The 13,451-nt window shown below is 65.9% G+C and carries 12 protein-coding genes; 8 read left to right on the forward strand and 4 right to left on the reverse strand.

Features of this window, described 5'->3' with window-relative positions; genetic code table 11:
* Positions 1 to 108 precede the first annotated feature (108 nt).
* Positions 109 to 1,077 (reverse strand): hypothetical protein, encoded by a 969-nt coding sequence (locus tag ACZ2G3_RS17305; protein WP_470399280.1) that lies wholly within the window; start codon positions 1,075 to 1,077, stop codon positions 109 to 111.
* 248 nt (positions 1,078 to 1,325) lie between these two features.
* On the opposite strand from ACZ2G3_RS17305, the gene ACZ2G3_RS17310 reads away from it, so the two are divergent.
* The 4 genes from ACZ2G3_RS17310 (at position 1,326) to ACZ2G3_RS17325 (ending at position 4,918) form a co-directional block, all read left to right on the forward strand.
* Positions 1,326 to 2,162, forward strand: a complete 837-nt coding sequence (locus tag ACZ2G3_RS17310; RefSeq protein WP_470399282.1) for a hypothetical protein — start codon at positions 1,326 to 1,328, stop codon at positions 2,160 to 2,162.
* Positions 2,155 to 2,556: a phage holin family protein gene (locus ACZ2G3_RS17315; protein WP_470399283.1), complete on the forward strand. Its 402-nt coding sequence runs from the start codon at positions 2,155 to 2,157 to the stop codon at positions 2,554 to 2,556. Before ACZ2G3_RS17310 ends, ACZ2G3_RS17315 begins: the two co-directional genes overlap by 8 nt.
* Positions 2,546 to 3,697: a DUF3618 domain-containing protein gene (locus tag ACZ2G3_RS17320; protein WP_470399285.1), complete on the forward strand. Its 1,152-nt coding sequence runs from the start codon at positions 2,546 to 2,548 to the stop codon at positions 3,695 to 3,697. The genes ACZ2G3_RS17315 and ACZ2G3_RS17320 overlap by 11 nt, the downstream gene beginning before the upstream one ends.
* A 189-nt stretch (positions 3,698 to 3,886) precedes the next feature.
* Positions 3,887 to 4,918 carry a YihY/virulence factor BrkB family protein gene (locus ACZ2G3_RS17325; protein ID WP_470399286.1) on the forward strand — a complete coding sequence of 344 codons (1,032 nt, stop codon included), beginning with the start codon at positions 3,887 to 3,889 and terminating at the stop codon, positions 4,916 to 4,918.
* Positions 4,919 to 4,980: 62 nt separating this feature from the next.
* Here ACZ2G3_RS17325 and ACZ2G3_RS17330 read toward each other — a convergent pair whose 3' ends face one another.
* From ACZ2G3_RS17330 to ACZ2G3_RS17340, 3 genes are all read right to left on the reverse strand, one after another.
* The gene (locus ACZ2G3_RS17330; RefSeq protein ID WP_470399288.1) at positions 4,981 to 6,648 is read right to left on the reverse strand and encodes an alpha-amylase family protein; all 1,668 of its coding nucleotides are present in this window, start codon (positions 6,646 to 6,648) and stop codon (positions 4,981 to 4,983) included.
* Positions 6,649 to 6,934: 286 nt separating this feature from the next.
* The gene (locus tag ACZ2G3_RS17335; RefSeq protein WP_470399290.1) at positions 6,935 to 8,713 is read right to left on the reverse strand and encodes an acetate/propionate family kinase; all 1,779 of its coding nucleotides are present in this window, start codon (positions 8,711 to 8,713) and stop codon (positions 6,935 to 6,937) included.
* Positions 8,714 to 8,833: 120 nt separating this feature from the next.
* A complete protein-coding gene (locus ACZ2G3_RS17340) occupies positions 8,834 to 9,856 on the reverse strand; it encodes a LacI family DNA-binding transcriptional regulator (RefSeq protein ID WP_470399291.1) in 1,023 nt (340 codons plus the stop codon).
* A gap of 100 nt (positions 9,857 to 9,956) precedes the next feature.
* Between ACZ2G3_RS17340 and ACZ2G3_RS17345 the strand changes: the two genes are divergently transcribed.
* Genes ACZ2G3_RS17345 through ACZ2G3_RS17360 form a run of 4 tightly spaced genes read left to right on the forward strand, consistent with a single transcriptional unit; the run spans position 9,957 to position 13,431 of the window.
* The gene (locus ACZ2G3_RS17345) at positions 9,957 to 10,487 is read left to right on the forward strand and encodes a gluconokinase (RefSeq protein WP_470399292.1); all 531 of its coding nucleotides are present in this window, start codon (positions 9,957 to 9,959) and stop codon (positions 10,485 to 10,487) included.
* Positions 10,484 to 11,506 (forward strand): TRAP transporter substrate-binding protein, encoded by a 1,023-nt coding sequence (locus tag ACZ2G3_RS17350; protein ID WP_419269833.1) that lies wholly within the window; start codon positions 10,484 to 10,486, stop codon positions 11,504 to 11,506. The genes ACZ2G3_RS17345 and ACZ2G3_RS17350 overlap by 4 nt, the downstream gene beginning before the upstream one ends.
* A 54-nt stretch (positions 11,507 to 11,560) precedes the next feature.
* The gene (locus tag ACZ2G3_RS17355; protein WP_470399294.1) at positions 11,561 to 12,115 is read left to right on the forward strand and encodes a TRAP transporter small permease subunit; all 555 of its coding nucleotides are present in this window, start codon (positions 11,561 to 11,563) and stop codon (positions 12,113 to 12,115) included.
* Complete coding sequence (locus tag ACZ2G3_RS17360) at positions 12,115 to 13,431, forward strand: TRAP transporter large permease (RefSeq protein WP_470399295.1); 1,317 nt, start codon at positions 12,115 to 12,117, stop codon at positions 13,429 to 13,431. The genes ACZ2G3_RS17355 and ACZ2G3_RS17360 overlap by 1 nt, the downstream gene beginning before the upstream one ends.
* Positions 13,432 to 13,451 lie beyond the last annotated feature (20 nt).

Here is a 13,451-nt window from a genome sequence, read left to right on the forward strand (position 1 = left end):
GGTCGCTGTTCCTGCAGTAGCGACTTTGGATGAAAAAATGCGGGGTGCGTCAGCCGCACCCCGCATCTTCCGTGCCGTCAGCCTCGGGGCGCGATCACGCCCCGGGGGTCAAAGTGCTTCCAACTCGTCCAGGGCGGCGCGGCAGGCCTCTTCGTCGCCCGCGGCCAAGGCCGTACGTGCGCGCTGAATGACCGTTTCGCGGTTCATGTCGCCCGAGCCCATGGCGCTGTCGGCGGAACCCGCTGCCATGCCGGATGCCGGATCCATGGTGGTGTCGCCGGCGGTGCCGTCCGTGGCCATGCCGGTCGCGGAAGGCGCGCTGTCAGTGGCGGTATCCGCCGATCCGGACATCGTGCTGTCCGTCGCGGAATCCGCACCGGCGCTGTCCATGCTGCTGTCAGTGCCGGTCGTCATGTCCGTCGCGGTGTCGGACGTGGCGCTGTCGGTCATCGTGCTGTCGGTCGAGGTCGTGGACATGTCGGTGCCGGTGGACGTCTCCGTGCCCGCGGTCGGCATGTCGTTGCTGGCACCGGTGTCGGTTCCTGCCGTCATGTCCGTGCTGGTGTCCGACATGCCGGTGGCTGTGCCGTCCGTCATGGTGGTTCCAGCCGTTGCATCGCCACCCGCGGAAGCGTCCGGGGTGCTGCCGGAAGCGATTTCGGCCTCAGCCTCGGCGGCGGCGGTGGGTTGGCCTTCCTGCTGCGCCTGCGCATCTTGGGCGGACATGGCCTGCGTGGTCTGGTCCTGCCCACCGGGTTCTTCCAGCGGCGCCAGCGAGCCATCCTTGGCGATGCCCTCTGCCTGCTCGCCGTCGCTGCCCGACATTCCGGTGGCGCCGGCAGCATCCATCGACCCGTGCGGCATGGCGGCCGGGTCGGTGTCCGACATGGAATGCGTCATGCCGTCGGCCGACGATCCCATCGATCCCGCCATACCGGTCTGGCCGGCCATGCCGGTGCCACCCGTCGCCCCATGTTCGCCCGTCAGGCGGGCAAGGTCGGCGGCACAATCTGCCTGCGCCGAGACGGCCGCGAACGCGAACGCGCAGCTGGCCATCAATGTGGTGTAAAGTTTCATCTCGTCCTCCAAGCCTGCCCCTCCTCTTGGGGCCCCTCCGCAAACCGTTGCATCATGTGAATGTTCCAGCCGTCCTGCGGATCGTGAAGATTATCCGCCGACGACGCCCAAGTTGCGCGTCGATGTGCCCGCCGTGGTCCCGCGGCAGGAACATTCCCGGACCTTGTCAGTTGTAAACCCACCATGGACCGGCTGCACCCTGCCGCCGGTTCTTCAATCGGAACGCGACCTTTATTGGAGGGCCTCATATGAGTACCGATCACCCCACCGGGACCAGTTCCTCGACCCTCGGAAACCTGCAGGAGCAGGCAGGCGAAAAAGTCAGCCAGTTGACCGAGGGCGTCAAGGACGGTGTCATGCGCAGCGAGAAGAGCTTTCGCGGCAATCTGTCGAAGCAGGCCGATGACTTTGCGAACGCCCTGCGTTCGGCCAAGTCCGAGGTCGATCCGGATTCGTCCGTCGCCACCATGTTCGACTATGCGGCCGAGAACGTCGGCAGCATTGCCCAAAGCCTCAAATCAACGGATGTGACGGAAATGATGGAAAGCGTCCGCAGCTTTGCCCGCACCCGCCCCGGCGCCTTCCTGGGCATTGCAGCCCTTGCCGGTTTTGCCACCACGCGCTTCCTTTTGGCCAGCGAATCCGGCCGTGGCGACTATGGCAGCCAGGCCGGCAGCATGTCGGGCAGCAGCGGCAACTATGGCTCGCGCAGCTATTCGGGCAGCAGCTATTCGGGCGGCGGCAGCAACTATGGTGCGCGCAGCACCGGAACCGACGCGATGCGCAGCGGCAGCACCGGAATGGGTGCCAGCACCGGCGCGACCGGCAGCAGCTATGGTGTCGGCAGCAACTCTCCGTCAGGTTCGGGCGCTGCAGGCTCGACACCTCCGGGCTACGGATCCAGCGGCACAGGCACAGGTACGGGCACGGGCAGCAGCGGCGCTGGCCGCTCGAGCAGCGGGACGCCATCCTCGACCGTCACCACCCCCGCCTCCGGCGGAACGGGCAGCAGCGGCATGGGTCGCGACACGCTGACCTCGTCGCAGGGAACCCGCAAGCCGGGTCAGGGAGGCAGCAATGTCTGATCCTTCCCGTCCGCAAAACCCGGCCTCGCTGGCCTCGGAGGCCATCCGGCTTTCCAGCGACCTTGTCCGCAAGGAAATCGCCCTGGCCAAGGCCGAAGTCAGCCAGAACATCAGCCAGGCCGGCACTGCCATTGGCTTCATCGCCGTGGCTGGCGTCATCGGTCTGGTCACCCTGAATGTGCTGGTGGCGGCCCTGGTCGCGGCGCTTGCCGAAACCGATCTGGGCCCGATCTGGAGCGCGGTTATCGTCGGCGTCGTGCTGGCAATCCTGGCTTACGCTCTTCTCCGCAAGGGGATCAACGACCTGAAACTGTCATCGCTGATGCCCACGCGCGCGGTCCAGAACGTCCAGCGCGACGCGCAGGCGGTCAAGGAGGCTTATCATGACAACTGAGTCGGAAAACCCCGAGCAGATCGAGCGCGAGATCGAGAAGGACCGCGACGCGCTGCGCCAGACGCTGGACAGCCTTCAGGACGAGTTCTCGCTGGACGGCCTGTCGCGGCGCCTGTCGTCGACGGTGCGCGAGCATGGCTCGGAATGGGTCGGCTCGGCCAGCGACGCGGCGCGTGCCAATCCCGTTGCGCTGGCGCTGACCGGCGTCGGTCTGGCCTGGCTGATCTTTGGCCGCGGCTATGATCCCACGCATACCGCCCAGCATTACTACGCACGACGCGACACGCATCACGATGACGACGACCATCGTCGCACCGACTATCGCGAACATGACCATGACACCCGACCCGAGCGCGCAACGACGCGCGTCACCACCTATCCTCCGACGCCGGCGGCCCGCACGAGGCCCGCGTCCTGGACCGGATATGGCGAGACGCGCAATCTGGGCAGCAGCAACACGAGCAGCAGCCTGCACTCGGGCAGCCACAAGGATGAGAGCAGCATGACCGACCATATGAAGGACCGGGCCCGCCACCTGCGCGAGCGCCTGAGCGAAGGCACCGAGGGCTTCAGCGACGAGGCCCGCCGCCGGGTCGAAGGCGCCCGCCGCAAGGCGCTGGATGCCAGCGACGCCGCAAGCCGCCGCTTCAACCAGAGTTCGCGCGCCGTGTCCGAGGGCTATGACACGCAGCCGCTGCTTTTCGGCGCCGCCAGCTTCCTGCTGGGGGCCGGGCTTGCCGCCCTGTTGCCGCGCACCGCGCGCGAGGACGAGATGATGGGCAGCTACAGCGACCAGCTGTTCCACGAGGCCGAGAGCATCTTTGAAGAAGAGAAGGCCCGCGTTCAGGCCGCTGTCTCGGCCGGCATGGACGAAGCCAAATCGGCGGTATCCAACGTGACCGACGCGGCCGAAAAGGAACTGTCCAAGGACCGCGGTGACAGCGGATCGACCTCGGGCAGCACCTCGGCCAGCGGCAGCACCGGTTCGTCCTCGGGCAGCAGTTCTGCCAGCAGCACCGGCGGCATGTCCTCCGGCAGCACGGGATCCGGAACGGTCAGCAGTTCGACCGCCAGCGGCGCGGGCCGGAGCTCGACCCCGGGCGGTGCTGGCTCCACTACCGGCGGCGGCACCCGTACCTGAACATCTTGACTGACCAAGGGCGCCGCGTCGCAGCGGCGCCCTTGTGACCATCGGCGGTCGCCCCTGGGCGGGCCGCCGCTTTTTCCACAGGAGACAACAGACGTGCCACAGGGCGATACCTCGGCTGCCAAGGGCGCCAATGCTTCTGCACCTTCCCGCATTTCCGCCAGCGGCTGGAAGGAAATCCTGTTGCGGGTCAAGACAGAGATCTCGCGCGACCATATCTCGGTCGTGGCCGCAGGGGTGGCCTTCTATGCCTTGCTGTCGATCTTTCCGGCGATCGCCGCGCTGATCTCGATCGCGGGGCTGATACTGGATCCAGCCCAGATTGCGGCGCAGCTGGAGACGGTGATGGCCATGCTGCCGGAAAGTGCCGCCGGCATCCTGCAGGAGCAGGTGACCAAGGTGGCGGGCGACGACGGTTCGGGCACGGGCATCGTCGCCTTCGTCGGCATCGCCATCGCGCTTTACGGGGCGATGAAGGGGGTGATGACCCTGATGGAAGGGCTGAACATCGCCTATGACGAAGAGGAAGAGCGTGGCACGATCAAGCTCTACCTGACTGCCCTCGCGATCACGCTCTGCATGATCCTGGGCCTGATCGCCGGTCTGGCACTGGTGATCATCCTGCCGTCGCTGGTGGCACTGGGACATCTGCCGCCGGCGCTGGAAACGGCGGTGAACCTGCTGAAATGGCCGCTGATGGCCGTGCTGGCGATGCTGGGTCTGGCAGCGATCTATCGGTTCGCACCGTCGCGTGCCGATCCCAAGTGGCGGTGGGTCAGTGTAGGTGCTGTCGTGGCGACCGTGCTGTGGATCCTGGGAACGGTGGCCTTCTCGATCTACGTGACCAATTTCGGCAGCTATACCGAGACCTACGGCGCCTTGGGTGGTGTCATCATCTTGCTGACATGGATGTGGCTCTCGGCCTTTGTCATCCTGGGCGGGGCCGAGCTGAATGCCGAAATCGAACAGCAGACCGCACGGGATACGACGACGGGCGCCCCCGAACCGATGGGACGGCGCAATGCGGTGAAGGCCGACACGCCGCCGGGCGGTTCGTCCAAAGGACGCGGGCGCCAAGGGCTGCGGGCAAAGAAGGACGCGCCAGCGGCCGAACCGCCGAAGCATGAGCCATCGTCGCCCAGCAGCGACCTGTCGCTGGCCATGCTGCTAATGGGCCGTGCAATCTGGAAGATCGCCCGCCCGTCGCGGCGTTGAACGGAAAAGCCGCCGCAATCGCGGCGGCTTTTCTGCCTTGTGGATCGCGCCACTGGATCAGATCAGGCGCAGGGATTTCCTGTCTCGGGCCGAAGCCAGATGGCACCGTAGGCCGGCAAGTCCAGCGACAGCGTCCCGTCCTTTTGCAACTCGACCTGGCCCTCGCCCAGAAGGTGGCGCAGTCCCTGCCATAGGCCGGCGCCCTCAAGCATGCAGCTGGCCTTGATGCGCTTGTCGGCCAAATTGTGCAGCAGCAGGACGGACCGGTCGCCCCAGTCATAGCGCAGGCCAAAGATCGACGGTTCGGGAAAGGGAATGAACTGCCAGCTGCCAAAGGCGATCTCGGGCGTTTCCCGCCGGCGCCGGATCAGCCGCTCGCTCCAGTTCAGCATCGAATCCGGGTCCTGTTCCTGCCGTTCGACGTTGACGGCGGAGGGACCCCATTGCTTGCCCTGCACGACGGGGCGGCGCAGATCCTCGGGGTCGGCCGAGGAAAAGCCGGCGCTCTCTTTGTCGGACCACTGCATGGGGGCCCGCACGCTCATCCGTCCGGGGATGTCCAGGTTCTCGGCCATGCCGATCTCCTCGCCATAGAAGAGGACCGGCGCGCCCGGCAGCGAAAAGACGAGGCTATAGAGCATCCGGATCCGGTCGTGGTTGCCCTTCATCATGGTGGGGATGCGGCGGCGCAATCCACGCCCGAACAATTGCATGTCCTTTTTGGGGCCAAAGGCCTCGAACACCTCCTGCCGCTCGGCCTCGGTCAGCTTGTCCAGGGACCATTCATCATGGTTTCGGGCGAAATGCGCCCAGGCATCATCCGGGTGCAGGCTGGGCATGGAGCGCATCGAATGGACCAGCGGCCCCGCATCTCCCCGCACGACCGACAGGGCCAGCGCCTGGTTCATGTTGAAGTCGAGGCACATGTTCAGTTCGCCGCCGCCGTCGCTGCCGTAGAAGCGGCGGACATCCTCGTATTCCAGGTTGACCTCGCCCAGCAGGATCGCGTCGCCGCGACGACGCCCGATAAAGGCGCGCAGGTCCCGCAGCCAGTCATGCGGATCCATCGTCATGGGCGCCGCCACCCCGGCCGTCTCCAGCAGGAAGGGCACCGCATCGACCCGGAAGCCTGAGAGGCCGATTTCCAGCCAGAAGCCCACGATCTTGCGGATCTCGTCCCGGACCAGGGGATTGCTGATGTTCAGGTCGGGCTGGTGCTTGTAGAAACGGTGCAGGTAATATTGGCCCGTGGGCTCGTGCCATTCCCAGTTGCTGCTTTCCTCATCGGGAAAGACCAAACCCTCCGGGCCCTGTTCGGGGATCTTGTCGCGCCAGACATACCAGTCCCGATGGGGCGACTCCCGGCTTTCGCAGGCGGACTGGAACCAAGGATGCTGGTCCGACGTGTGGTTGACGACCAGGTCGGCGATCACCCGGATGCCCCTGTCGCGCGCCGTGCGCACGAATTCGACAAAGTCCCCCATGCTGCCAAGCGTGGGATCGATGCTGTAGTAATCCATGATGTCATAGCCATCGTCCCGGTTCGGCGACGGGTAGAAGGGCATCAGCCAGACACAGGTGACGCCCAAGCCCGCCAGATGGTCGATCCGATGGGCCAGCCCGGTGAAATCGCCGATGCCGTCACCGTTGCTGTCCTGGAAGGTTTCCACATCCAGGCAATAAAAGACGGCATTCTTCCACCAAACGTCGCTGGTGCGGCTCATGTCCATTCTGTCACTCCTGCCGAAGGGCGGGCAGGGGATGCGCGCCGGTTGTGTCGATGAAACCCCTGCCTCACCCGGCGGGAGCCTGCCCAAAACATAGCCGCTTTTATGGGCTGGAGGTAGCTGCGGATCTTCTGGACGGGGGGTCCTGATCCGCAGCTAGGGCAGGATCGGCAGCCAGGGCCAGCAACCGCGTCAATGGTATCCCGCCCTGATTGAAGCGGCTCTTGCCCCAGGACGACTGGCGCCAAGGCAAGCTGCGCCGGGTATCGTACCTGCACCGGCGCGGTCTTCAACTCGTCGGGCAGGCTTCGACGCCATGAAGCAGTTCGCCCTCGGCCGCGCCGCTGATTCCGGCGGCATTGGCTTCGTCCGTGTCGATATGCATCTCGGTGAAGGCGGCGGAAGAGACGCGGACAAGGCAGCGCGCGAAGGTCAGGCCCCGGCCGTCCTGGCCCCGCACCTCGACACCCACAAGATCGCCGTCCTCCAGCCCCATCCGCGCCGCGTCCCGCGGGTTGGTGTGGATGTGCCGCGCCGCCACGATCAGGCCATCCGTGTCCAACTGGCCTGCCGGGCCGATCAGGCGCACCCGGGGCGTCCCATCCAGTTGGCCACTGTCCCGCACGGGCGCGTCGATCCCCAAGGCAAAGCTGTCGGTGCGCGACACCTCGATCTGGGTCCGCGGGCGCAGCGGGCCCAGGATGGCCACGTGCTCCAGCCGCGCCTTGGGGCCTTCGACGGTGATGCGCTCTGCCGCAACCCAGTTTCCGGGCTGGCGCAGCGGCGCCGCCTCCGTCAGCCGATATCCTGGTCCGAACAGCGCCTCGACCGCCTGCGCCGACAGGTGGACATGCCGCCCCGACACCGCCACGGGGATCTGGATCGGCGTCACCGGCCGTCGCGTTAGGGTCTGGGCGACCTCGCGCGCGATCATCAGCTGTTCGGCCGTTTCCGTGACGATCACGCGGACGCGGCTGCCATAGGCCTGGATCTGGGGGGCCTCGCGGCCGCTCAGCGCGATCCGCCCGTTGCGATCATGGTCCAGTTCCAGCCCCGTGAAGCCCAGCCCGTCGCAGATCCGCCGACGCATCGAGGCCGAGTTCTCTCCGATGCCGCCGGTAAAGACCAGCGCGTCCATCCCGCCCATCGCCGCCGCATAGGCTCCCACGTATTTGCGCGCCCGGTAGGCATAAAGGTTGATGGCCGCCTGCGCATCTGCGTCGCCGGCCGCCGCCCGATCCTCGACATCGCGCATGTCGGCGCAGCCGGTCAGGGCCTTCAGGCCGCTGTCGTGGTAGAGCGCGTCCTCGATCTGCGGGATCGTCAGCCCAAGCTGCCGCTGCAGGAAGCCGAAGGCGCCCGGATCAACGTCGCCGGACCGAGTCCCCATCACCAGCCCCTCCAGCGGCGTCAGCCCCATCGAGCTGTCGATGCTGATCCCGTGCTGGATGGCGCAGGCGCTGGCGCCGTTGCCCAGGTGCAGGCTGATGATGCGCAGATCGGTCAAGGGCTGGCCAATCTCCTCGGCCGCACGATGGGCGACATACTTGTGCGAGGTCCCGTGAAAGCCGAAGCGACGCAGCCCGCTCCGGCGCCAGTCGGCGGGAACGGCATAGGTCGTGGCCCGTCTGGGATTGGTAAGGTGAAAGGCCGTGTCGAAGACCCCCACCTGCGGCAGGTCGGGCCACAGGCGCCGCGCCAGCCGGACGGCCGCCAGGTTCGCCGGGTTGTGCAGGGGGGCCAGCGGCGTCAGCGCCTTGATCTGCAGGATCGTATTATCGTCCAGAAGCGTCGGCACCGCAAAGGACTCGCCGCCATGGGCGATCCGGTGACCCAACGCCTCCAACTGGGTCAAACCACGTTGCTTTAGAACCGCGGGGACCGCCGCAATGGCGGCATCCAGATCGGCATGCGGCGCATGCCCTTGTTCATTGCCGGAACCCTGGAACACATAGTCGCAGCCGCCCTCCCGGAACCGCGCGAAGCTGCCCTTGAACAGCTGTCGATCGCCATCGAACACGCCGAATTTCAGGCTGGAGCTGCCTGCGTTGAAGACCAGAACGCGCATCCGTCACCCTTTCCCGCAAACCTGCCCGCTTGGGTGCGACCATGGCGCACCGCGGGCAGGCCGTACAGCCTCCGAGACGAAAGGTGCCACGGACAGCGCTTTCCGCGCGTAAAACCTGCGCTAGCTGCGACGCCGCGCTGTACTGGCGCGGGGCACCAGCCGAAAGCCGAGGTCCACGGAACTGCCCCGCTCGAGTCCCGCTCCGGCCAGCCTGCTGCGGATCAAACCGATGGCTTGGCGGCCCATCGACAGGCGGTCGGTCGCCACCGAGCTCAGCGGTGGTTCGGCGGCCGACATCATCTCGTGGTCGTTGAAGCCGCAGATGCCCAGTTGTTCTGGCACGCGGATGTTGCGGCGTCGCGCCTCGAACAGCACGCCAAGCGCCAGGTCGTCGTTGTTACACAGGACCGCGTCGGTCATAGGCCACCGCGCCAGCAGATCGGCCAGAAGGCGGCATCCGAGGCTGACCGAGGAAGGTTCGGGCGTGGTCACGACCGGATCCTCGGCGTTCAGCCCCGCCTCGGCCAGGCAGGCGCGGAATCCGGCTAGGCGCCGCTGGCTGCGCGGGTCCATCTGCGCCCCCAGGAAGGCCGGCGCCCGGTAGCCCTCCGCCAGAAGATGTGCCGCGCCGGTTCGGGCGCCCTCGAAATGCGACAGGCCCACGGCCAGGTCGATCGGCGCGGGTCCCACCTCCATGATCTGGACGACCGGACATTCGGCCCCCTCCAGCAGCCTGCGCGCGACCGGCGACTGGTCGTGCCCTGCCACGATCAGGCCGGCCGGGCGCTGCGACAGGAAGACCCGGATCAGGTCCTCCTCGGTCATGGGCGAATAGCGCGTTGTGCCAAGCTGCACCCCCAGACCGCTGCCCTGCAACCCTTCGTCGATGCCGCGCATTACATCGGCAAAGACGTTGTTGCTGACCGAGGGGATGATGACGCCGACGATGTCCGTGCGCCCCGATGCCAAGGCCCGTGCGGCAGGGTTCGGAACATAGCCCAGTTCATGGATCGCACGGTCGATCCGGGCCCGCGCCTCGACCGAGACCTTGTCCGGATTGCGCAGCGCCCGTGAGACCGTGATAGGGCTGACATCGGCGGCCAAGGCCACGTCGGACAGGGTGATATTTGGGGTTTTGTTCATGATTTCGTCAAACTACCTGTTCTACAGGGAAAATAAAGAGGGTTGACGTATGACAGCGCTGTCATTCATGATTGCGCTGTCATCTGGAGGGGGAGACATCATGAACGTGCGGCCGATTCTGGTCATGGGCATCTGCGGCACCGGCAAGTCGACCGTTGCCCGCGGCATCGCCGACCGCATCGGCGGCTGCTTCATCGAGGCGGACCTGTTCCACGACGAGGCCAGCGTGGCCCGGATGCGGGCAGGGCAGCCACTGACCGATGACATGCGGTGGGGCTGGCTGGACAGGCTGGGCGCGGCGCTTGTCGCGGCGCCGCGGCGGGGGGTGCTCGCCTGCTCGGCCTTGGGGTTTGCGCATCGCGAACGCCTGCGGTCGACTGCCGGGCCGCTGGATATCGTGTTCCTGCACGGCGAGCGCAGCCTGATCGCGGCGCGGATGAACGCACGGCAGGGCCACTACATGCCGGCAAGCCTGATCGACAGCCAGCTGGAGGCGCTGCAGCCGCCCGATCCCGTGACCGAGGGGGCCTTGTGGATCAGCGTTGCGCTGTCGCCCGACCAGATCATCGACCAGGCGGTCGGGGCCTTTGCCCCGTCGCCGGGAATTTCAACCGGAGGAGAAAACCCATGACCAACCTGACCCGCCGCGGCCTGCTGGCCGCCACGGCCTTCCTTGCACTTGCCGCTCCTGGCCTTGCCCAGGACCACAGCTTCCGCTTCCAATCCTCGGACCCGGCCGGCAACCCGAACTTTGTCCTGCAGCAGGGCTGGGCCGCCGATGTGGCTGAAAAGTCGGGAGGCCGCATCGCCATCGACCTGCTACCGGTCGAGTCCATCGTGGCGCATAACGAGACGCAGGACGCCATCGCCACCGGCATCCTGGATGGCCATGTCACCGACCTGTCCTATTTCTCGGGCAAGGATCCGGCCTTCGGCCTGATGGGCAACCCGGTCGGCGCCTGGTCGGACCCCGAGCAGATGCTGGACTTCGTCGAGAATGGCGGCGGGTCCGAGCTGCTGAACGAGATCATGAACCCCTATGGACTGCAGTTCATCGGCGCCACCACGCCGGGGCTGGAGGCGCTGGTCAGCGCCGTGCCGCTGGACGGTGTCGATGACCTTCAGGGCGTCAAGATCCGTGCACCCGAGGGTTTGGTGCAGTCGGTCTTTGCCGCTGCCGGCGCCTCTCCGGTCAACCTGCCGGGCTCCGAGGTCTTCACCTCGCTTGACAAGAAGGTCATCGACGCAGCTGATTACACGGTGTTTTCGACGAACCAGGCGCAGGGGCTGAACGACATCGCGCCGCACCCTGTCTATCCCGGCTTCCACTCCATGCCCCTGGTCGAGATCTCGATGAACAAGGACAAGTGGGACGCCCTGCCCGAGGACCTGCAGCAGGTGCTGACGCAGTCCGTTCGCGATTTTGCCCGCGTCCAGATCGCGGCACTGGCCGAGGCCGACGAGGCGGCCGTGGAAAAGGCCCGCGAAGGCGGCACCATCACCATCCACGACTGGTCCGACGAGGAACGCGCCAAGTTCCGCAAGATCGCCCAAGGGGAATGGGAAAAGGTGGCCAGCCAGTCGCCGGCCGCGCAGCGCGTCTATGATGCGCTGACCGCCTATCTGAGCGAAAAGGGCCTGGTGCAATAAGCATCGCCGGACCGGGCGCCCGCCGCCCGGTCCCATCAAGGGGAGGGGATAACTATGGACGCACCGGAAGCCGTGCTGCGCGAAGAACATCATTCCGTGCCAGAATCCGGGTCCCTGGGCCGCTGGATCGACCGATTGGCCCTGATACCGGCCTTCGGGCTGGTCCTGGCGATGTTGATCCTGATCCAGGAGGTCGTCCTACGCTATGTCTTCGGCCGCCCGACAATCTGGGCGCATGAGACGACGGTGTTCCTCTGTGCGATTTCCTTCGTCTATGGCGGGCTGCTGTGCACTGCCCGCGACCGGCACATTCGCGTCGTTCTTGTCTATGACATGCTGCCCCCAGGTGCGCGCCGGGCAGCGGATATCCTGATCTCGATCATCTGCGCGCTGTCATCCGGTGCTTTTGCCTGGGCCGCTTGGCAGATGGTCAAGCGCGCCGCCTGGCGTCCCGATGGCAGCTTTCACCTGGAAACCTCCGGCAGTGCCTGGAATCCAGCGTTTCCCGGCATCCTCAAGATCCTGCTGATGGTGGCACTCGGGGTCATGGCCCTGCAGTTCCTGATCCTTGCCATCAATTATGCCCGCGGGCCGAAAGGGGCGAAGTGATGGAAATCTTCGGATCGCTGCAGGCCCTGGGCATCGAGACCGGCACGCTGGTCCTGTTCGCCATGTTGTTGGGCCTGCTGGTCACGGGCATCCCGCTGGCCTTCGTCACGCTGCTGGTCACGCTGATCTTTGCGCTTGGCTGGTTCGGCCCGAACGTGGTCCCGCTGATCACCAGCCGGGTTTATTCCTTCGTCAGCAGCTTCGTTTTCGTGTCGGTGCCGATGTTTGTCCTGATGGCGGCGATCCTGGACCGCAGCGGCATCGCGCGCGACCTGTTCGAGGCGATGCGCCTGATCGGCGGTCGCATCCGGGGCGGTGTGGCCGTCCAGACCATCTTCGTGGCCGTGATCCTGGCCGCGATGTCCGGCATCATCGGCGGAGAGGTCGTGCTGCTGGGCCTGATCGCCCTGCCGCAGATGCTGGCGCAAGGATATGACCGCAAGCTGGCCATCGGTGTTGTCTGCGCGGGCGGCAGCCTCGGGACCATGGTGCCGCCGTCGATCGTGCTGATCATCTATGGGCTTACGGCCAATGTCTCGATCGGCGACCTGTTCACGGCCGCTTTCGTTCCCGGCTTCATGCTGGCGCTGCTCTACGTGGGATACGTCCTGCTGCGGGCTTGGCTGACGCCGAACGACGTGCCACCGGCCGTGACCGCGCCCGTCCCCCATGCGGAAAAGCTGCGCCTGCTGAAGGGCCTGTTCCTGCCCATCCTGGTGGTCGTCATGGTGCTGGGCTCGATCTATGGCGGCATCGCTTCGGTTACCGAGGCCAGCGCCGTTGGCGTGGCGGGGGTCCTGCTGTCCACGGTCCTGCGCGGCGAGTTTACTTGGAGCCTGCTCAAGGGCGCCGCGTTGCAAACCCTCCAGACGGTGGGCATGATCGTCTGGATCGGCATCGGCGCATCTGCCCTGGTTGGGGTCTTCAACCTCATGGGCGGCATCAGCTTTGTCTCGCAACTCATTACAGGGATTAGTGAAAACCCCACGGTCATCGTCCTGTTCATGATGGCGATCCTGTTCGTCCTGGGCATGTTTCTGGACTGGGTGGGGATCGCGCTGCTGACCATGCCGATCTTTGTGCCGATCATCATCTCCCTTGGCTATGACCCGGTTTGGTTCGGCGTGCTGTTTGCCATGAACATGCAGGTCAGCTTCCTGTCGCCCCCCTTCGGGCCGGCTGCCTTCTACCTGAAGTCGGTGACGCCGCCTGACATTTCCTTGGGCGAGATCTTCCGCGCACTGCTGCCGTTCATCGGCTTGCAGATCATCGCGGTCGGCCTGCTGATCCTGTTTCCCGGCATCGCGATCTACTGATCGGCATATGTGGACATGGT

This window comes from Paracoccus sp. KKT209 (genome assembly GCF_055635455.1).